We start from the raw sequence: 19211 nt of genomic DNA, 5'->3' as shown, positions 1-19211 counted from the left end.
ATGATCTACATTTCTGCCGTCGGCATGATTAACGCGTTGGGGCGCGATAATGATGAAATCGCCGCCAATCTGGTTCGCGGTATCGCGCCAGGCATGCGCCCGCGCGAGGGGTGGCTACAGGGACATCCGCAGGCGGTTTTCGCAGGCGTGGACGGCGAATTACCCGCCATTCCCGATACCTTTAGCGCCCATCGTTCGCGCAATAATCAGTTGCTGCTGGCGGCGCTGGCGCAAATTCAGCCGCAGGTGGATGACGCCATCGCCCAGTACGGGCGGGAGCGCGTTGCCGTGGTACTTGGCACCAGCACCTCGGGGCTGGATGAGGGCGACGCGCACGTCACTTTGACCCTTAGCGGCGCGGAAAGCGCGGCCTGGCAATATCCGCAGCAGGAGCTGGGAGACCCATCGCGTTTTCTCAGCCACTGGCTGGCGCTGGATGGCCCGGCATTTACGCTGTCAACCGCCTGCTCCTCCAGCGCCAGAGCGATTATCAGCGGGCGCCGACTGATTGAAGCCGGGCTGGCGGATGCGGCGATTGTCGGCGGCGCGGATACCCTCAGCCGTATGCCGATCAACGGTTTTCACAGTCTGGAGTCGCTCTCCACGACCCTGTGCCAGCCGTTTGGCCGCGATCGCTGCGGCATCACCATCGGTGAAGGGGCGGCGCTGATGCTGCTGACCCGCGAACCGCAGCCTGTCGCGCTGCTGGGTATCGGCGAGTCCAGCGACGCCTGGCATATTTCCGCCCCGCATCCTGAAGGAGAAGGGGCGATCCGCGCCATTCAGCAGGCGCTGGAGGATGCGGGGATCGCCCCTGAACAGGTGGGCTATATCAACCTGCACGGCACCGCCACGACGCTTAACGATCGGATAGAGTCTCACGTCGTCAACGCGCTATTTGGCGAGCAGGTTCCATGCAGCTCCACCAAACATCTGACCGGGCATACGCTGGGCGCGGCGGGGATCACCGAAGCCGCCATCGGCATGCTGATCCTGCAACGCAATCTGCCGCTGCCGGCGCAGGATTTCAGCCAGTCGCCGCGCGACGCCACCCTTCCGCCGTGCGGGATTATCGAACGCCCCCTGCCGCTGTCGCGGCCGATTATCCTGTCGAACTCGTTTGCCTTTGGCGGCAATAACGCCAGCATTCTGCTCGGGAGCATTCAATGAGCCACTATTTATCGCCCGGCGCTTATTTACCGCACGAGTCGCCAATGCTGCTGCTGGAAGAGGTCATCAATGTCACCGACGAAACCGCTACCTGCGGGGTCACTGTCTCTCCCCATGGCGTCCTGGCGCCGTTTCTCGATGCAGAAGGCAATCTCCCCGGCTGGTTCGCCCTGGAACTCATGGCGCAAACCGTTGGCGTCTGGTCCGGATGGCACCGCCAACAGCGGGGGCAAACGTCCATCGCACTAGGTATGGTGCTTGGCGCACGCGAGTTAGTCTGCGCGACAGGATGCCTACCGGGCGGCAAGGCGCTGTCCGTTACCGTGAAGCTGTTAATGCAGGACGAGCGTTTCGGCAGCTTCGAATGCGCCATTACGGCAGGCAATGAAGAACTGGCAAGCGGACGGGTCAATACCTTCCAGCCGACGCCAACAGAACTTAACACCCTATTTCAACAAGGAGCGTCAGAATGAGTCGTTCAGTTTTGGTCACCGGTGCCAGTAAAGGCATCGGTCGCGCTATCGCCTGTCAGCTGGCGGCGGATGGCTTTGTCGTAGGCATCCACTATCATCGCGATGCGTCGGGTGCACAGCAAACGCTGGAGGCGATTACCTCGGCTGGCGGCTCGGGTCGTCTACTGAGTTTTGATGTCGCCAACCGCGCGCAGTGTCGCGAAGTGCTTGAGCATGATATGGCCGAACACGGCGCATGGTACGGCATTATCAGCAACGCCGGCATCGCCCGCGACGGCGCCTTCCCGGCGCTCGGCGAGGATGACTGGGACGCGGTGATCCACACCAACCTCGACAGTTTCTACAACGTTATTCATCCGTGCATCATGCCGATGATTAGCGCGCGTCAGGGCGGGCGTATCATCACGCTATCTTCCGTTTCCGGCGTCATGGGCAACCGCGGCCAGGTCAACTATAGCGCCGCTAAGGCGGGGATCATCGGCGCCACCAAAGCGCTGGCCATTGAACTGGCGAAACGCAAAATCACCGTGAACTGCATCGCCCCGGGGCTTATCGACACCGGGATGATCGAAATGGAAGAGGCTGCGCTAAAAGAGGCGATGTCGATGATCCCGATGAAACGCATGGGACAGGCGGACGAGGTCGCGGGGCTTGCTAGTTATTTAATGTCGGATGTAGCGGGATATGTTACCCGGCAGGTCATTTCAATCAATGGAGGGATGTTATGACACGTCGTGTGGTCATTACCGGGATGGGCGGCGTCACCGCCTTTGGCGACAACTGGCAGGATGTTTCGGCGGGGCTGCAGAGATATAAAAACGCCGTGCGCGCCATGCCGGAGTGGCGCATTTACGACGGATTGCATACGCTACTGGGCGCGCCGATCGATGATTTCACCCTTCCGGCCCACTATACCCGTAAGCGTATTCGCGCGATGGGCCGCGTGTCGCTACTTTCTACCCGCGCCACTGAACTGGCGCTCGAGCAGGCCGGGCTTATCGACGATGCCGTGCTGAGCAACGGCGAGACCGGCATCGCTTACGGCTCGTCAACCGGCAGTACCGGCCCGGTGAGCGAGTTCGCTACCATGTTGACGGAAAAGCACACCAACAATATTACCGGCACCACCTATGTGCAGATGATGCCCCACACTACCGCGGTTAATACCGGGCTGTTTTTCGGTCTGCGCGGCCGCGTTATTCCGACGTCAAGCGCCTGTACTTCCGGTAGCCAGGCGATCGGTTACGCCTGGGAAGCCATTCGCCACGGTTATCAAACGGTGATGGTCGCCGGCGGCGCAGAAGAGCTATGCCCGTCGGAAGCCGCGGTATTCGACACCCTGTTCGCCACCAGCCAGCGTAATGAACAGCCCGACCTCACCCCCGCCCCGTTCGATGAACAGCGCGATGGGCTGGTGATAGGCGAAGGCGCCGGTACTCTCATACTGGAAGAGTTGGATCACGCCAAAGCGCGCGGCGCGACTATTTACGGCGAAATCATCGGCTTCGCCACCAACTGCGATGCCGCGCATATCACCCAACCGCAGCGCGAAACCATGCAGATCTGCATGGAACAATCGTTAAAAATGGCGGGCTTAAGCGCCCGGGATATTGGCTACATTTCGGCCCACGGCACCGCGACCGACCGCGGCGATATCGCCGAAAGCCAGGCGACGGCGGCGATTTATGGCGACAATGTGCCGATCTCCTCGCTGAAAAGCTATTTCGGCCATACCCTTGGCGCCTGCGGGGCGCTGGAGGCGTGGATGAGCCTGCAGATGATGCGCGAGGGCTGGTTCGCGCCTACGCTGAATCTGCATAATCCGGATGCTAACTGCGGTAATCTTGACTACATCATGGGCGAATCGCGCAAGATTGATTGTGAATTCCTGCAGAGCAACAACTTCGCCTTCGGCGGCATTAACACCTCAATCATTATTCAGCGCTGGCCGTAAGATGTATCAGCTTATCCTCGGCCACATCTCAACCCTTAGCGCCCTGCCGTTGCCGCCTGTGCTGATGGCGCAGGCGCCGGACGGCCCGCGGCGGGCCAGCTGGCTTGCCGGGCGCGCGCTGCTGGCGCATGCGACTACCCCGCTAATGGATATTCAGTATGGCGAACAGGGTAAACCGGCTTTCCCTCCCGGGAGTGGACAATGGTTTAACCTTAGCCACAGCGGCAACCATATTGCCCTACTGCTGAGCGATGAAGGCGAGGTTGGCTGCGATATCGAAGTGATTCGCCCGCGCAACGGCTGGCAGCGGCTGGCTAACGCCCTGTTCAGCGAGGGCGAGCACCAGGAACTGGAGCGTGAACCGCCGGAGCGGCAGTTAGCCGCCTTCTGGCGTATCTGGACGCGCAAAGAAGCGCTGGTGAAACAACGCGGCGGCAGCGCCTGGCAGATGGCCTCTGTGGACAGCGCCTTTCACGGCGCGCTGTCATTGAGCCAGATTCAATATGAAGGGTTAAGTATTGCGGTCTGTACGCCAACGCCGTTTAAGCTGACGGCAGCGCACATTCAATGTTTTAACGGCGCGGCTTGACCGGCCAGAAGATGGTCAGCACGCCAGCGATAATAATCAGCACGCCCAGCAGCGATTGCCAGTAAAACGGTTCATGCCAGCCGGGCAGCCAGATGGCGGCGGCCCACACCAGAATATAGCTCAGGCTTAGCAGCGCGTAAGCTTTGGCCAACGGTAAGCGGTGTAGCGCGAAATACCAGCAGACCATCGACAGCAGATAGCCAACCAGGCCGAAACCCAGGCTGAAGGTACCAGTGCGAAAATGCAGCAGATGATTGAGGAAGGTCAGGATATCGGTCAACGGCGGCAGTTCGAGCATGGCGCTGCGCAACAGCAGCTGTGCGCCGCTGACCAGGCCAACGCTCAATAACGCCCAGATTAAGCCCATCAGACGCTACTCCCCAGAACGGCGATACCGACTACGATCAGCCCAACGCCAAGCCAGTGGCGGCGCGCGACCGGCTCGCGCCAGATGCCCCATGCCGCCAGCGTCACCCAGACAAAATTGAGGCTCAGCATCGGATAGGCAATACCGACCGGGATTGCCTGCAGTACCCCCAGCCACAGCAGCATACCGCCGCCGAGCGCCAGCAGGGCTAATCCCAACCAGACCAGGATATGCCGCCCGCGCCGTCCGCTACGGGACGGCCGGGTTGCCTGCTTCTGGCACAGCTGACCGGCGCAGCTAAGCAGGCTGGCGAGTACCAGACAGAACCAGACACTCATTGCGGCAGATACTGAATAAACACCACGCGCCCCAGCTCGTAGGAGTTATCAGGTTTCGGTAACGCCAGTTCGTTCATCGTTTCACCTTTATCCATCAGCAGCACCAGTGAGATCGGTCCCTGCTGGCGGTGCGCCGCCAGCCAATCAGTAAATGTTTTAGTCGCTACGAATTTGCTCTGCGCATCCGGCCAGTTGAGACCATATTTTAGCTCCCCCTGCTTGTCATACAGGATGATGTCGTCACGCTTGAGCTCCCACGCCAGCCCCGCGCCGATACCGACGCTGTTGGTCAGTACATAGCGGCTTGGCGCCAGCGATTCACTCACGATATCCACCAGGAACTGCGGCTGTTTACTGTCAATAACCCGGTCCGGAATAGCGAAGCCCACCAGCAGCGCCAGCCCCAGCGGGCAGATGGCGGCCAGCGTCCAGCGACGACCGTTGTCCTTGATTGCCAACCAGCCCATTAGCGCCCATACGGCAAAGGCGATCGCCGCCAGCAGACATTTATACAGCTCGATCTTCGTCCACACCGGTTTATGCATGACGCCCCACGGTGAGACCACCAGCACCGCGACCAGGCCAATCAGACCAAAACCGAGGTTGATCATGCCGTTGATGCGCAGCGCTTTCGCCCCCGCCTTCGCGGCATCCAGCGCGTAGCGGGCCATCAGAATCGACAGCGGCATAAAGCACGGCAGAATGTAGGTCGGCAGTTTTCCTTTGGCGATGCTGAAGAACAGGAACGGCATCGCCACCCAGCCTAACAGATACAGTGCGCCGCGGGCATCATCGCGTTCGACCCAGCCGCGCTTGAGCGCGCCTGGCAGCAGCGCCAGCCACGGCAGGCTGCCGGCTATCAGGAACGGAATGTAGTACCAGAACGGCGCTTTATGCTGGGCGTCTTTCTCGGCGAAACGCTGAATATGTTCGACCCAGAAGAAATAGCGCCAGAAATCCGGTTCGCGATTGGCGATAGCCAATCCCCACGGCAGCACCACCAACGTACAGACCACCACCGCCAGCCAACCGTAGGTTAGCACCTCGCGCCAGCGCTTACGCGCAATCACCCACGGCAGCACGCCAACTACCGGTACCGCCAGCGCCAGGAAGCCCTTGGTCATCACCCCCATCCCGCAGGCGAAGCCCAGTACGATATAACCCAGCAACTTCCCGCCGCGGCTCTGCGCCTGGGAGGCACCCCAGAAGCTGCACATCGCCAGCGCCATCCACATGGTGATCATCGGATCCAGCACCGCATAGGTGCCAATCGCGTAGACCAGCATCGCGGTGAGGAAGATAACCGGCGACAGGATCGCCACGCGTTTATCGCGGAAAATACGCCACGCCAGCCACGCCACCAGCAACGCGCTGACGGTAATGGCGAAAACCGCACCGAAACGCACGCCGAAGTTATTATGGCCGAATAACCACTGGCCGATACTGTTAATCCAGTAACCGGCAATTGGCTTTTCAAAGTAACGCAAACCCAGCAGATGCGGCACAACCCAGTCGCCGGAAGCCAGCATTTCACGGCTGATCTCGGCATAACGGGTTTCATCAGGCTGCCACAGCAAACGGAAATTCAGCGGCAATAAGTAATACAGCGCAAAGAGCACAACCAGAGAGACGCCATAACGAATGCTTTTCATACACCCGAGCCCAGTAATTGTTCACGTCCAAGCCAACCTTCCCGGCCAGCCAGTTCACCACGGACCACTTTGCCTGACGGCAGCTCGCTAAAGTCAGCGGGCAACAGCTGGCTCAGTGGGCAAAATTGTATTTCTTCTTCCTCCGCCATGGTCAGCAGCGCATCGAACTGGTCGGCGTAGGCAATGCCTTCCACTTCGGCGTGGATGGTATAGACCGGCGTTCCCTTGTCGCGATGGATGCAGTCCAGCAGATAGCGGTTAAAGCCGGCGATATCGACGGCGCTACCGACCACTTCATCCCAGGTGGGAAGCGTCACCGGGATTTGTACGGTGCCGGAGGCCCCGCCGCCAAGCTGCGGCAGGAATGGCCGCGTGCCGCGACAATCGCTGTTGTAGAGGAAATCGAAGGATTCTTTCGCTTTCACCACCCGCTGGTCGGCGCGCCAGCCGGCGACGGCTGAGCAGGTCACCGGGCGACCGATAATGCGTTCCAGTTCGAGCAGACCGCGTTCCACTTCCAGCGTCAGACGTTCCTGCGGCCACACGCCGCTCCATGCCTGCCAGCTGTAGTGGTCCCAGGCATGCAGGCCCACTTCATGGATCTGCGCGGCGGCGCGAATAACCTCTTCGTTACCCGCGCCAATCCTGCGCCCCGGCCAGGCGGTACCGGCCAGCAGAATATCCCAGCCGTACAGCGACGCCGCGTTAGAGCGCAGCATTTTCCACAGAAACTTCGGTTTTACCAGGCGCCATAAATGGCGCCCCATATTGTCCGGCCCGACGCTGAAAAAGAAGCTTGCCTGAATTCCATGCTTGCCCAGCAGGGCCAGCAGCCGCGGTACGCCATCACGCGTCCCGCGAAAGGTATCGACATCTATGCGTAAGCCGACTTGTTTCATGAGTTTTTATCGTCCGTGAGCTCAACGGTGCGCAGGAAGAAGTCCAGAGTGTGCTCAACGGTCTCCTCCATCTCGACGGTCGGTTCCCAGTTCAGGCAACGTTTTGCGTTACGAATGCTCGGCTTACGATGCTCAACGTCCTGGTAGCCTTTACCGTAGTAATCGCTGCTTTCCACTTCACGGAAACCGGCGAACGGCGGGAAGCGATCGCGCAGCGGGTGGCGCTCGAAGCAGGCAAGCAGCATTTCCGCCAGCTCTTTGATGCTCGCTTCGTTTTCCGGGTTACCGATGTTGATGATCTGACCATCGCAGCGACCGTCTTTGTTCTCAATGATGCGGAACAGCGCTTCGATACCGTCGCTGATATCGGTGAAGCAGCGCTTCTGCTTACCGCCTTCGATAAGCTTAATCGGCGAACCTTCCACCAGATTGAGGATCAGCTGAGTGATGGCGCGGGAGCTACCGATACGCGCGGCATTAAGGTTATCCAGACGCGGTCCCATCCAGTTGAACGGACGGAACAAGGTGAATTTGAGGCCGTTCTTATCGCCATAGGCCCAGATCACGCGGTCCAGCAGCTGTTTAGAAACCGAGTAGATCCAACGCTGTTTGTTGATCGGCCCGACCACCAGGTTGGAGGTATCTTCGTCGAAGTTTTTGTCGGTGCACATGCCGTACACTTCCGAGGTCGACGGGAAAATGATGCGCTTATTGTATTTCACGCAGTCGCGGATAATCTTCAGGTTCTCTTCGAAATCCAGCTCGAACACGCGCAGCGGGTTACGGGTGTATTCGATAGGCGTAGCGATCGCGACCAGCGGCAGTACCACATCGCACTTCTTAATGTGGTATTCGATCCACTCGGAGTGAATGCTGATATCGCCTTCCACGAAGTGGAAACGCGGGTTATCGAGGAAACGGCTGATGGCGTCAGAGCCGATATCCAGGCCGTAAATCTCATAGTTGTCGTCCTGCAACAGACGTTCGGTCAGATGGTTACCGATAAAGCCGTTGACGCCGAGGATCAGCACGCGGGTACGGCGCTTAATCGCCACCACCGGTTTGCTGCTCAGTACCGCGCTGGTCACCAGCCCCAGCGCCTGCGCCAGTTGGGTTCCCTGCATATAAACGCCGCGTTCGGTCTGGCCGGTGACGATTTCCAGCGCCCCCTGCTGACAGGCCACTACCAGCGGCGCGACAGAGATCACGGTGCCGGGCTTGGCTGCTGGCAGGTCGGCGCGCACGCGGGATTTCCAGACGATAAATTTATTCGCGCCGGCATAGGCGAAGGCGCCCGGCCACGGATCGGACACCGCGCGCACCAGATTATGCAGAGTCTGCGCCGGTTTGTCCCAATCGAGACGCCCGTCTTCCGGAGTACGACGACCCACGTAGGTCGCCTGGCTGTGGTCCTGCGCGCGTTCCTGAGTCTTACCCTCACGAATAGCCGGCAGCGCCTGGCCCAGCAGATCGGAGGCGGCGGCGCACAGTTTACGGTGCAGCGCCAGCGCCGCTTCATCCGGGCCGATAGCCACAGCTTGTTGAGCGACGATATCGCCCGCGTCGGCGCGGTTAACCATTCGGTGCAGGGTCACGCCGGTTTCACTTTCGCCGTTGACCAGCACCCAGTTCAGCGGCGCGCGACCGCGGTATTTCGGCAGCAGAGAACCATGCAGGTTGAAAGCCCCCTTCGGCGCGATATTCAGGATCTCATCGCACAGCAGGTTGCGGTAGTAGAACGAGAACAGCACATCCGGCTTCATCTCGCGAATACGTTCAATCCACAGCGGATGGTTGACATCTTCCGGCGCCCATACCGGGATACCTTGCTCGGCGGCAATACGGGCAACGGAACCAAAGAAATGGTTTTCGCCAGGGTTATCCGGATGGGTAAAAATAGCGGCGATTTCATAACCGGCATCCAGCAGTGACTGAATACCTGCGCAACCCATATCGTGATAAGCGAAGACTACTGCTTTCATGAACGATCTTCCTCTTGAGACGCCGTTTCCGGCTGACGAACAACACGTTGAATAAAGTAACGGGGACGGGCGCGAACATCGTTATAGATGCGGCCGATATACTCCCCGAGCAGGCCCATACCGACAAACTGAGCGCCGATGAACATGAACAGCACGGCGAAGAGCATGAACACCCCGTCAGCCGCCCACTGCGGACCGAAAGCCAGACGCAGCACCACCAACAGCAGGCCGAAGGCGAAGCCCAACAGGGCTATCACGCTGCCAAATATGCTCAGTAAACGCAGCGGGGTGGTGGTCAGACAGGTCACCAGGTCATACATCAGGTTAATCAGACGCATGAAGCTGTATTTGGAGTCGCCGAATTCGCGCTCGGCGTGCATCACCGGGATCTCGACCGCCCGGCGGGCGAAAGTATTCGCCAGAATCGGGATAAAGGTGCTGCGCTCATGGCAGTTGAGCATGGCGTCAATGATATGGCGGCGATAGGCGCGCAACATGCAGCCGTAATCGCCCATGGCTTTACCGGTGGTTCGCTGAATCAGGCGGTTAATCATCTTCGAGGCAGATTTACGGAAGATGCTGTCCTGACGGTTCTGACGTACGGTACCGACCACGTCGTAGCCTTCATCGGCTTTTTCCACCAGCCGCGGGATCTCTTCCGGCGGGTTTTGCAGGTCGGCATCAAGGGTGATGATCAGATCGCCGGTGACATGGCTGAAACCGGCCATAATCGCCGAGTGCTGGCCGTAGTTACGGTTCAACAGCACCGCCACCACGTGGCTGCCTTCGGCTTCGGCGGCCTCGGTCAGCATGCGCGCGGAATCGTCGCTGCTGCCGTCGTCGATCAGCAGAATTTCATATTGGCGCCCTAGCGTCGCACAGGCGGCATCGGTACGACGCAGCAGCTCCGGCAGACTATCCTGTTCGTTATAAACCGGGATAACCACCGAGACTTTTTTTACGGGAGGATAAGTAAGCATATCAACGTCCTGACAACTGATGCAGCGCGGTAATGACGCGGGTGACATCGTCGTCGGTCATATCCGGGAACAGCGGGATGGAACAAATGCGCGCGCTGTTCCATTCGGTATTCGGTAACGAAACTTCAGGAAAACGCTCGCGGTAATACTTTTGCGTATGGGCCGCGCGGAAGTGCAGACCGGTGCCTATGCCCATGGCTTTGAGTTTTTCCATCAGGGCATCGCGGCTGATGCCGCAGGCCGCTTCATCAACGCGGATAATAAACAGGTGCCAGGCGTGCTGGTGATCCCATGCCGGAACAGTCAGCGGCTTAAACGGGGTATCCGCCAGCTCGCGCAGGTAGCGCTGGGCGATTGCAGCGCGACGTTGATTCGCCTGCGCAAGCTTATCCAACTGCACCAGCGCCAACGCGGCGTTGATATCGGCCAGATTGTATTTGAATCCGGGTGTAATCACTTCCGCCTGCGGCGCGCGGCCGTGGGTCTGGCGGTCGTAGGCGTCAACGCCCAGGCCGTGGAATTTGAGGCTGCGGATGCGGGAAGCCAGCTCGTCATCATCGGTGACGATAAGCCCCCCTTCGGCGCAGGTCATATTTTTGATCGCGTGGAACGAAAAAATCGCGGTGCCGCGCCAGCCGACATGGCGGCCCTTATAGTGCGTTCCCGCGGCATGCGCGGCATCTTCGATAACCGGAATACCGTGGCGCTCGCCAACGGCGCGGATCGCATCGATATCCGCAGGCGCGCCCGCGTAGTGGACGGGAATAATCGCTTTCGTCCGCGAGGTGATCGCCGCTTCCACCGCCTCAGGGGTAATCATCAGATTGTCGTGATCGACATCAATCATCACCGGCGTAGCGCCCAGCAGACAGATCATATTCAACGTCGACACCCAGGTTTGCGAAGGGGTGATCACTTCGTCGCCAGGGCCAATGCCCATCGCCATTAGCGTGACGTGCATACCGCCGGTGGCGGAGCTGACGGCGATAGCGTGGCGGTTGCCGGTCAGTTGGCAAAATGCTTCTTCCAGCGCCTGGTTTTTAGGACCGGTAGTAATCCATCCTGATTGCAAAACTTCACGCAGCGCAGCCAGCTCTGCGTCGCCCATCGACGGGCGCGAAAACGGCAGAAATTCGCTCATCTTTTTCCTGTTCTATTAATAACCCACTAAAAAAGGGGGTCGGTAGAAAGAAATATCCTGCGCCAGCGGACTTAAACAAAATGAAAATGAAGTCGGTTCACCGCCACATTTCATTCCAGGGTATTTCGACGGTTATAAATCTAGTCGCTGTTGCTTAGGATAATATTAAGAAATTAATATTTTTCGCGAGAATAGTAATATCTCATTGAGAATCAGATGGATAGTATTTTCTTATGGCAGGAATTAGTAGTAGAAAGCCCCAGTTTCATAGAGAAAACTGGGGCTTAACGGGTAAAAGTAAACGAATCGTCAACCAGCCCGCAATAAATATTTATTTACGTTTTAATCTATCGGTAAAAATTAGCGTTAGATCACAGAATTATTTCTGCTGTATTACAAATTTGCAGGAAAATCAGCAGGTAATTCATTAGCAGGGCAATTAATAACTTCGTTATTATCCGCGCCGCAATCGCGAACAAAGGTAATAGTCGCGAATTCATCAATCACTTCGGTCGGGTAGGCCGGGCCGGCGTCACGATAGGCGTTCATTAACGGAATATGATCGTTCTGGAAGCAGACGGTTTTTTCCGGGTTATTCATGATCCAGCGGGGGAAGAAAATGGTGCCGTGGAACAGTTTGTCGCCCAGGTTGACGATCAGGCTGACGTCGGTACCGGTTGGTTCGGTCCAGGAAATTTTATAAATGCTTTCGCCTACCCGCACGATGTACGCATGCTGGTCTTTCACCCACCGGTTGGCAACGATGCCGCTGTGAATACGATAATCCAGGGTGGTGCCATTTTTAACGTAAATTTCGTAGTTCCAGCCGTTGTCGTAGGTATAAACCAGATGTTTACCGATAAAGCCGCTGAGGTCATGTTTATCGAAAGTGCTCATTATTTATTCTCCTCTGTTTCGTTGAGGTAAGAATACGGCTTTAAAAATTGAATGAATAACGCTATGTTTGGATGAAAATAATCTAATTTTTAGATGAATTATGCACAAGACCACGCTGGAACAATGGGCGCTATTGGAAAAGGTGATTGAGCTGGGCAGCTTTGCCAAAGCCGCGGAAGAGACCAACCGCAGCCAGTCTTCGGTGAGCTATAACCTGGCGCTGCTGCAGGAACGTTTAGGAGTGGCGCTGCTGGCGCCGTCCGGGCGGCGGGCGGTGCTGACGCCCGCTGGCGAACTGTTGCTCAATCAGGTGAAACCGCTACTGAAGGCCTTTTCGTGGGTTGAGACCCACGCCGCGACGCTGCGCAACGGCGCGCGCACCCGGCTGGATCTGGTCGTCGACAGCATTTTTCCCCGCCAGCGGCTGTTCGCCATTCTGCGTCAGTTTCAGCAACGCTACCCGCAAACTCAGGTTCGGCTGACCGAAGTGCTGGAAAACGTCGATGAGGCAAGCGCCGCCCGCAGCGAGGCCGACGTGATGGTCTTAACCCGTCGCCAGGATATTACCGGGCGCGGTGAATGGCTGATGAATATCGACTTTATCGCGGTCGCCCATCGCGACCATCCGCTATCGCAATCGGATGAATTGCTGGACGACAACGCGCTGGCTCCCTGGCCGCTGATCCGCATTGCCGACCGTAGCGGCGATGCCTCATCCACGCGCGATGCCTGGACCTTTTCTACTATTGATGCCGCTATAGATGCGGTGCTGTATCAGGTGGGATTCGGCTGGTTACCTGAGGAGCGAATCCGCGCACACCTGGAACAGGGCGTGCTGAAAGCGCTGCCGCTGAGCCATGGCGCCCGCCGCGCCACGCCGCTGCATTTGATAGTGAAGCGGGACCTGGCTCCGCTCGATGAACAGGTCACCACCCTGCTGGATTTGTTCAGACAATCGTAATCATATGCTACATATGATTTTGTTATGGTTTTCTCCCAACATATTGATCCAGGTTACTCCTTAAGTATGACAAATTATTAAAATCGTCATACTTTTCGTTCCTTCTGGATGTAAACCTTGTCTATTTTCCGCACCACCTTGCTGGCGCTCTGCGCCTGCATTCCTCTGCTCGCGCCCGCCGCCATGCATGAAATCGCCATCGCCTGGCCGGTTAACGTCGGTCCTCTTAATCCACATCTGTATACGCCGAACCAAATGTTCGCCCAAAGTATGGTGTATGAGCCGCTAGTCAAATATCAGGCTAATGGCCGGGTTACCCCCTGGCTGGCTACCCGCTGGATCCACTCAGCCGATGGTAAAATCTGGCGTTTCACCCTGCGTGATGATGTCTACTTCTCCAACGGCGAACCTTTTAACGCCCAGGCCGCGGTGGCCAATTTTCAGGCGGTGCTGGCCAACCGCCAGCGGCACGCCTGGCTGGAGTTGACCAATCAAATAACGGACGTTCAAGCGCTCAGCGATAACGAACTACAAATCACCCTGAAAAGCGCCTACTACCCGTTCCTACAGGAACTCGCCCTTCCCCGCCCGTTTCGTTTTATCGCCCCCTCGCAGTTTGTTGACGGTAGTACGCAGCGAGGCATCAAGGCGCCCATCGGCACCGGTCCGTGGATGCTGGCCAGCTCGCAGCTTAATCAGCAGGATGTACTGGTACGCAACCCGCGCTACTGGGGCAAAAAACCGGCGCTTGAGAAAGTCACCGTGAAAGTGATCCCCGATGCTACCAGCCGGGCGGTCGCCTTTGAAACCGGTGAAGTTGATCTGCTATACGGCGATGAAGGGCTACTGCCGCTGGATACGTTCGCCCGTTTTCGCCAGCAGGACGAGTACCGCACGCGTCTTTCCGCCCCGTCGCAAACCGTGATGCTGGCGCTCAATACGCTGCAAGCGCCAACGAATGAACTGGCGGTACGTGAGGCACTTAACTATGCCGTCAATAAACAGGCGCTCATTGACGGCGTGCTGTACGGCACTCAGCAGGTCGCCGACGCGCTTTTCGCACCGTCGGTACCTTACGCGCCGGATGATCTGCCGCCGCGCCGCTTCAATCCAGATAAAGCCCGAACGCTACTGGAAAGCGCTGGCTGGAAACGAATATCCGGCAAGGATATTCGTGAAAAAGACGGGCGCCCGTTGCGACTTGAACTGGCTTTTATCGGCACCGATGCGCTGGCTAAGTCGATGGCGGAAATTATCCAGGCCGACCTGCGCCAGGTAGGTATCGATGTCGGGCTGGTCGGCGAAGAGGAGAGCAGTATCTATGCCCGCCAGCACGATGGCCGCTTCACGATGATCTTCAACCATACCTGGGGCGCGCCCTTCGACCCGCACGCGTTTATGAGCTCAATGCGCGTCGCTTCGCACGCCGACTATCAGGCGCAGCGCGGCCTGCCGGATAAAGCAGTGATTGATCAAGAGATAGGAGAGGTACTGACTACCACCGACGAAGGCCGCCGTCGCGAACTGTATCGCGATATCCTCACCCGTCTGCACAACGAAGCGGTCTATCTGCCGATAAGCTACGTCTCGCTGATGTCCGTCGCCCGCAAAACGCTGGGCGAAGTGCCCTTCGCGCCGGTGAGCACCGATCTGCCGTTAGAACTCATTACGCCGGTGGCACCATGATGTTGAAATATCTCCTTCGCCGCCTGCTACCGCTGCCGCTGATGCTGCTTGCCGCCTCGGCGATCATCTTCCTGTTGTTACGTCTTGGCGCCGGCGACCCGGCGCTGGACTATTTGCGCCTTTCTAACGTGCCGCCCACCAGCGAAATGATTGCCGCTACCCGCGAGCAGCTCGGGCTCAATCAGCCGCTGGCGCTGCAGTATATACACTGGCTGTGGCGCGCGCTGCATCTCGATTTTGGCGTCTCCTACGCCAGCCAGCGCCCGGTGCTGGACGACCTGCTGCATTTTTTGCCCGCGACGCTACAGCTCACCGGCGCGGCGCTGGTGATTATTCTGCTGACCTCGCTGCCGCTGGGGATCTGGGCCGCGCGCCATCGCGACCGATTACCCGATTTCGCCGTACGTTTGATTGCCTTCCTCGGCGTCTCAATGCCCAACTTCTGGCTGGCCTTTTTGCTGGTGATGCTCTTTTCCGTCCATCTGCGCTGGCTGCCGGCAATGGGCTACGGCGGCTGGCGACATCTGCTGCTGCCGGCGTTTTCCATCGCCCTGATGTCGCTGGCGATCAATGCCCGTCTGCTGCGCGCCAGCATGCTGGAAGTGTCCAGCCAGCGCCACGTGGTCTGGGCGCGTCTGCGCGGGCTGAGCGAAAGTCAGGTGGAGCGGCGACACGTGCTGCGTAACGCGACGTTGCCGGTAGTGACGGCGCTGGGTATGCACATCGGCGAGCTGATTGGCGGCACGATGATCATCGAAAATATCTTCGCCTGGCCCGGCGTCGGTCGCTATGCGGTTTCCGCGATTTTCAATCGCGACTACCCGGTGATCCAATGCTTCACCCTGATGATGGTGGCGGTGTTCGTGCTGGCCAATCTGGCGGTCGACCTGCTTAACGCCGCGCTCGATCCGCGCCTGCGTCGCCATGAGGAGGCTACCGTATGACGCTGTTCGCAACCTTCCGCTGGCCGGTAAAACTGGCGTTACTCATTATTGCGCTGCTGGCGGCAATCGCCATGAGCAGCGGCTGGTGGCTGCCCTATGACCCGGCGGCCATCGATCTCCATCAACGTCTGCTCTCTCCAGGTGACGCCCACTGGCTCGGCACCGATCATCTCGGCCGGGATATTTTCTCGCGCCTTCTCGCCGCCACCCGCGTCTCGCTGGGCGCGGTGATGGCCTGCCTTCTGCTGGTGCTGCTGATAGGCCTTGCGGTCGGCGGCAGCGCCGGGATGGTGGGCGGCCGCGTCGATCGCGGCCTGATGCGCCTGGCCGAACTATTTATGACCTTCCCAACCTCAATACTGTCGTTCTTTATGGTCGGCGTACTCGGTACCGGTCTTAGCAACGTGATTATCGCCATTGCGCTGTCGCACTGGGCCTGGTACGCAAGGATGGTGCGTAACCTGGTGGTCTCTCTGCGCCAGCGCGAGTTTATTCTCGCCGCGCGCCTGAGCGGCGCGGGACATTGGCCCTTGTTCCGTGACCATCTGGCCGGCGCGGTGATCCCTTCGCTACTGGTGCTCGCCTCGCTGGATATCGGTCATATGATGCTGCACGTGGCCGGTATGTCGTTCCTCGGCCTCGGCGTCAGCGCGCCGACGGCGGAATGGGGGGTGATGATCAACGACGCCCGTCAGTATATCTGGACGCAGCCGCTGCAAATGGTCTGGCCCGGGCTGGCGCTGTTTATCAGCGTGATGGCTTTTAACCTGGTAGGCGACGCGCTGCGCGATCGTCTCGATCCTCAGCTGATCGCGGAGCATAACCACTGATGCCGCAAAAGATCCAACTGGAACAACTTTCGCTCGTCGCCGACCGTCCGCTGGTCAGCGACGTTTCCCTTACCCTGCGCCGCGGTCAGGTTCTGGCGCTGCTCGGCAGTAGCGGCAGCGGTAAATCACTGACCTGCGCCGCCACGCTCGGTATTTTACCGCCTGGCGTCAGGCAAATCGCGGGCCGGGTGCTGCTCGATGGTATCCCGGTGTATGGTGAACAGCTGCGCGGCTCGATCATCGCCACCATTATGCAAAATCCGCGCAGCGCCTTTAATCCGCTACATACCATGGCGGCGCACGCGCGGGAAACCTGCCGGGCGGCGGGTTACGAAGTCAATAACGCCGCCCTGCTGGCGACGATGGAAGAAGTGGGGCTGGAAAATCCGCTCTCGCTACTTAAGCGCTACCCCTTCGAGATGAGCGGCGGCATGCTGCAGCGGATGATGGTGGCCCTGGCCCTGCTCAGCCGCGCGCCGTTTATTATCGCCGACGAGCCGACCACCGACCTTGATGCCGTTGCCCAAGCGCGCATTCTCGACCTGCTGGCGGATATCGTCGCCAACCGCGGGCAGGGGCTGCTGCTGGTGACGCATGATATGGGCGTTGTCGCCCGTCTGGCGCATGACGTGGCGGTGATGGAAAACGGCCGTCTCGTTGAACGCTGCGACGTCAACACGCTATTTAGCGCCCCACAGCACCCGCTCAGCCAGCGCCTGCTGGCCGCCCATCTGGCTCTGTATGGTCTGGAGAAAACACCATGAATTTACTCAGCGTAAACGCAGTGAGCCACGATTACCCTCATCATGGCCCGGTATTGCGCGATATCCAGTTCGACATCGCCCCCGGTGAAACGGTGGCGCTGCTCGGGCGCAGCGGCTGCGGCAAAAGTACCCTGGCGCGGATGCTGGTAGGTCTCGAAACGCCGCGGTATGGCGATGTCGCCTGGCGCGGCGCGTCGTTGACCTCCCTCAAGGGGGAAGCGACCGGCGCCTTTCGCCGCGATATTCAGCTGGTGTTTCAGGATGCCATTAGCGCGGTGAATCCGCGCAAAACGGTACGCGAGATTATCAGCGAGCCGCTGCGGCACCTGTTTAGTTTATCGCGCGATGAGCGTACGCAGCGGGTGGAGGAGATATTGCTTGCGGTTGATCTCGCCCCGGCGCTGCTCGACAAGCGTCCGGCGCAGCTCAGCGGCGGACAGCTGCAGCGAGTGTGCCTGGCGCGGGCGCTGGTGGTCCGTCCGCAGCTATTAATTCTCGACGAAGCGGTATCGAATCTCGATCTAATGCTTCAGGCGGAAATTATCGCCCTGCTCAAACGCCTGCAGGCGCAGTTCGCCACCGCCTGCCTGTTTATCACCCACGACCTGCGGCTGGTGGAGCGTTTTTGCCAGCGGGTGCTGGTGATGGATAGCGGACGCATCGTTGAAACGGCAACGGTTAGTCTGCCGCTGCGCCTTACATCCGCTGCCGGACAGGCGCTACAGCGCGCGGTGCTCCCGCCCTTTCCCCACACTCTGCTTAACGAGGCCATGCCATGCAGCGCGTAACCCTGACTCTGGATGATGACCTGCTGACCGCGCTCGACGCGCACAGCGCCCACCGCGGCTACCACAACCGCTCGGAAGCGGTGCGCGATATTCTGCGTGACGCGCTCCACCACAATCCGCTACAGCAGGCGGCGCAGCGCGGCTATGCGGTCCTGTCGTACGTGTATGAGCATGAAAAACGCGAACTGGCGAGCCGGCTGGTCGCCTCTTCGCATCAGCATCACGATCTTTCGGTCGCCACGTTACATGTCCACATCAATCATGATGACTGTCTGGAGATCGCGGTGCTGAAAGGCAACATGGACGAAGTACAGCATTTTGCCGACGAGGTGATTGCCCAGCGCGGCGTGCGGCATGGGCATTTGCGGTGTTTAGCGGATGATAATTAAAACGATGGCAATTTGATGCAGACTGTTTTAAGCCTGTTTGAGACGTTCATTGAGCGTCTCAAGGATCCAGGTATTTACGGAAACCTGCTCCTCTGCAGCGGCGGAGCTAAGACGCTCACCAAATGATTCAGGATAGCGCAATGTGAAGGTTTTCAACTTTTCCGGCTGAGCATAAGGCTCGATGCCCGCTTCACGACAATCAGCAAGATATTCCTGTAATGATATCTCGCCCTCCTGTTGTAACCCTTGAATGCTATCGGAAACAAAATCGCAATATCCTGATAATCCCAGGAACTTACCGCGGAATGCATTGAGTTCAGGCACGTAGTTGATAACAGCAGGCTGCCCGGCAATCTCCATTGAATTTGGCGTTTTAGGTTTGATCATGGTTTTACCCCTCCTTGCCG

Annotated in this window: 21 protein-coding genes; 12 read left to right on the top strand and 9 right to left on the bottom strand. The window is 58.6% G+C overall.

Annotated elements, in window-relative coordinates; all coding sequences use genetic code 11:
* From ACSEMK_RS11650 to acpT, 5 genes are read left to right on the top strand one after another with little or no spacing between them, the layout of a single operon-like run.
* Nucleotides 1–1170 carry a beta-ketoacyl-[acyl-carrier-protein] synthase family protein gene (locus ACSEMK_RS11650; RefSeq protein WP_430914898.1) on the top strand — a complete coding sequence of 390 codons (1170 nt, stop codon included), beginning with the start codon at nt 1–3 and terminating at the stop codon, nt 1168–1170.
* A complete protein-coding gene (locus ACSEMK_RS11645; protein ID WP_113373978.1) occupies nt 1167–1643 on the top strand; it encodes an ApeP family dehydratase in 477 nt (158 codons plus the stop codon). The genes ACSEMK_RS11650 and ACSEMK_RS11645 overlap by 4 nt, the downstream gene beginning before the upstream one ends.
* The gene (locus tag ACSEMK_RS11640; protein ID WP_411325357.1) at nt 1640–2371 is read left to right on the top strand and encodes a 3-ketoacyl-ACP reductase FabG2; all 732 of its coding nucleotides are present in this window, start codon (nt 1640–1642) and stop codon (nt 2369–2371) included. The genes ACSEMK_RS11645 and ACSEMK_RS11640 overlap by 4 nt, the downstream gene beginning before the upstream one ends.
* The gene (locus tag ACSEMK_RS11635; RefSeq protein ID WP_087859021.1) at nt 2368–3597 is read left to right on the top strand and encodes a beta-ketoacyl-ACP synthase; all 1230 of its coding nucleotides are present in this window, start codon (nt 2368–2370) and stop codon (nt 3595–3597) included. The genes ACSEMK_RS11640 and ACSEMK_RS11635 overlap by 4 nt, the downstream gene beginning before the upstream one ends.
* A gap of 1 nt (nt 3598) precedes the next feature.
* A complete protein-coding gene (acpT, locus tag ACSEMK_RS11630) occupies nt 3599–4186 on the top strand; it encodes a 4'-phosphopantetheinyl transferase AcpT (RefSeq protein WP_213794160.1) in 588 nt (195 codons plus the stop codon).
* Here the strand turns inward: acpT and arnF are convergent.
* The 8 genes from arnF to ACSEMK_RS11590 all read right to left on the bottom strand — a co-directional run bounded on the left by arnF (nt 4170) and on the right by ACSEMK_RS11590 (nt 12445).
* The gene (arnF, locus tag ACSEMK_RS11625) at nt 4170–4553 is read right to left on the bottom strand and encodes a 4-amino-4-deoxy-L-arabinose-phosphoundecaprenol flippase subunit ArnF (RefSeq protein ID WP_430914899.1); all 384 of its coding nucleotides are present in this window, start codon (nt 4551–4553) and stop codon (nt 4170–4172) included. The genes acpT and arnF overlap by 17 nt on opposite strands.
* Nucleotides 4553–4891 (bottom strand): 4-amino-4-deoxy-L-arabinose-phosphoundecaprenol flippase subunit ArnE, encoded by a 339-nt coding sequence (gene arnE, locus ACSEMK_RS11620; protein ID WP_045397101.1) that lies wholly within the window; start codon nt 4889–4891, stop codon nt 4553–4555. Before arnE ends, arnF begins: the two co-directional genes overlap by 1 nt.
* Nucleotides 4888–6543, bottom strand: a complete 1656-nt coding sequence (gene arnT, locus ACSEMK_RS11615) for a lipid IV(A) 4-amino-4-deoxy-L-arabinosyltransferase (RefSeq protein WP_430914900.1) — start codon at nt 6541–6543, stop codon at nt 4888–4890. Before arnT ends, arnE begins: the two co-directional genes overlap by 4 nt.
* A complete protein-coding gene (gene arnD, locus ACSEMK_RS11610; protein WP_087859018.1) occupies nt 6540–7442 on the bottom strand; it encodes a 4-deoxy-4-formamido-L-arabinose-phosphoundecaprenol deformylase in 903 nt (300 codons plus the stop codon). Before arnD ends, arnT begins: the two co-directional genes overlap by 4 nt.
* Complete coding sequence (gene arnA / locus ACSEMK_RS11605) at nt 7439–9424, bottom strand: bifunctional UDP-4-amino-4-deoxy-L-arabinose formyltransferase/UDP-glucuronic acid oxidase ArnA (RefSeq protein ID WP_063447380.1); 1986 nt, start codon at nt 9422–9424, stop codon at nt 7439–7441. Before arnA ends, arnD begins: the two co-directional genes overlap by 4 nt.
* Nucleotides 9421–10404 (bottom strand): undecaprenyl-phosphate 4-deoxy-4-formamido-L-arabinose transferase, encoded by a 984-nt coding sequence (gene arnC, locus ACSEMK_RS11600; RefSeq protein WP_113373983.1) that lies wholly within the window; start codon nt 10402–10404, stop codon nt 9421–9423. Before arnC ends, arnA begins: the two co-directional genes overlap by 4 nt.
* 1 nt (nt 10405) lies before the next feature.
* Nucleotides 10406–11545: a UDP-4-amino-4-deoxy-L-arabinose aminotransferase gene (arnB, locus tag ACSEMK_RS11595; RefSeq protein WP_045397116.1), complete on the bottom strand. Its 1140-nt coding sequence runs from the start codon at nt 11543–11545 to the stop codon at nt 10406–10408.
* 393 nt (nt 11546–11938) lie between these two features.
* Nucleotides 11939–12445 (bottom strand): phenolic acid decarboxylase, encoded by a 507-nt coding sequence (locus ACSEMK_RS11590; RefSeq protein WP_162750190.1) that lies wholly within the window; start codon nt 12443–12445, stop codon nt 11939–11941.
* Nucleotides 12446–12542: 97 nt separating this feature from the next.
* On the opposite strand from ACSEMK_RS11590, the gene ACSEMK_RS11585 reads away from it, so the two are divergent.
* The 7 genes from ACSEMK_RS11585 (at nt 12543) to nikR (ending at nt 18804) form a co-directional block, all read left to right on the top strand.
* A complete protein-coding gene (locus ACSEMK_RS11585) occupies nt 12543–13403 on the top strand; it encodes a LysR family transcriptional regulator (protein WP_047047856.1) in 861 nt (286 codons plus the stop codon).
* A gap of 117 nt (nt 13404–13520) precedes the next feature.
* Nucleotides 13521–15089, top strand: a complete 1569-nt coding sequence (gene nikA, locus ACSEMK_RS11580) for a nickel ABC transporter substrate-binding protein (RefSeq protein WP_430914901.1) — start codon at nt 13521–13523, stop codon at nt 15087–15089.
* Nucleotides 15089–16033: a nickel ABC transporter permease subunit NikB gene (nikB, locus tag ACSEMK_RS11575; RefSeq protein ID WP_213794232.1), complete on the top strand. Its 945-nt coding sequence runs from the start codon at nt 15089–15091 to the stop codon at nt 16031–16033. The genes nikA and nikB overlap by 1 nt, the downstream gene beginning before the upstream one ends.
* The gene (gene nikC / locus ACSEMK_RS11570) at nt 16030–16863 is read left to right on the top strand and encodes a nickel ABC transporter permease subunit NikC (RefSeq protein ID WP_271032815.1); all 834 of its coding nucleotides are present in this window, start codon (nt 16030–16032) and stop codon (nt 16861–16863) included. Before nikB ends, nikC begins: the two co-directional genes overlap by 4 nt.
* Nucleotides 16863–17627 (top strand): nickel import ATP-binding protein NikD, encoded by a 765-nt coding sequence (locus tag ACSEMK_RS11565; protein WP_113373987.1) that lies wholly within the window; start codon nt 16863–16865, stop codon nt 17625–17627. The genes nikC and ACSEMK_RS11565 overlap by 1 nt, the downstream gene beginning before the upstream one ends.
* Entirely contained in the window at nt 17624–18415 is a 792-nt protein-coding gene (nikE, locus tag ACSEMK_RS11560; protein WP_430914902.1) for a nickel import ATP-binding protein NikE, read from the top strand. The genes ACSEMK_RS11565 and nikE overlap by 4 nt, the downstream gene beginning before the upstream one ends.
* Entirely contained in the window at nt 18403–18804 is a 402-nt protein-coding gene (gene nikR / locus ACSEMK_RS11555; RefSeq protein WP_087859011.1) for a nickel-responsive transcriptional regulator NikR, read from the top strand. Before nikE ends, nikR begins: the two co-directional genes overlap by 13 nt.
* Nucleotides 18805–18831: 27 nt before the next feature.
* Here the strand turns inward: nikR and ACSEMK_RS11550 are convergent, their stop codons facing one another.
* Nucleotides 18832–19191: a type II toxin-antitoxin system HicB family antitoxin gene (locus ACSEMK_RS11550; RefSeq protein WP_015703740.1), complete on the bottom strand. Its 360-nt coding sequence runs from the start codon at nt 19189–19191 to the stop codon at nt 18832–18834.
* Nucleotides 19192–19211 lie beyond the last annotated feature (20 nt).

The sequence above is a fragment of the Klebsiella sp. K-3 genome, from assembly GCF_051207495.1.
Lineage (GTDB): Bacteria > Pseudomonadota > Gammaproteobacteria > Enterobacterales > Enterobacteriaceae > Klebsiella > Klebsiella aerogenes.
The sequence above is the reverse complement of the archived record's forward strand: the minus strand, read 5'-3'. Positions and strand labels throughout refer to the sequence as shown.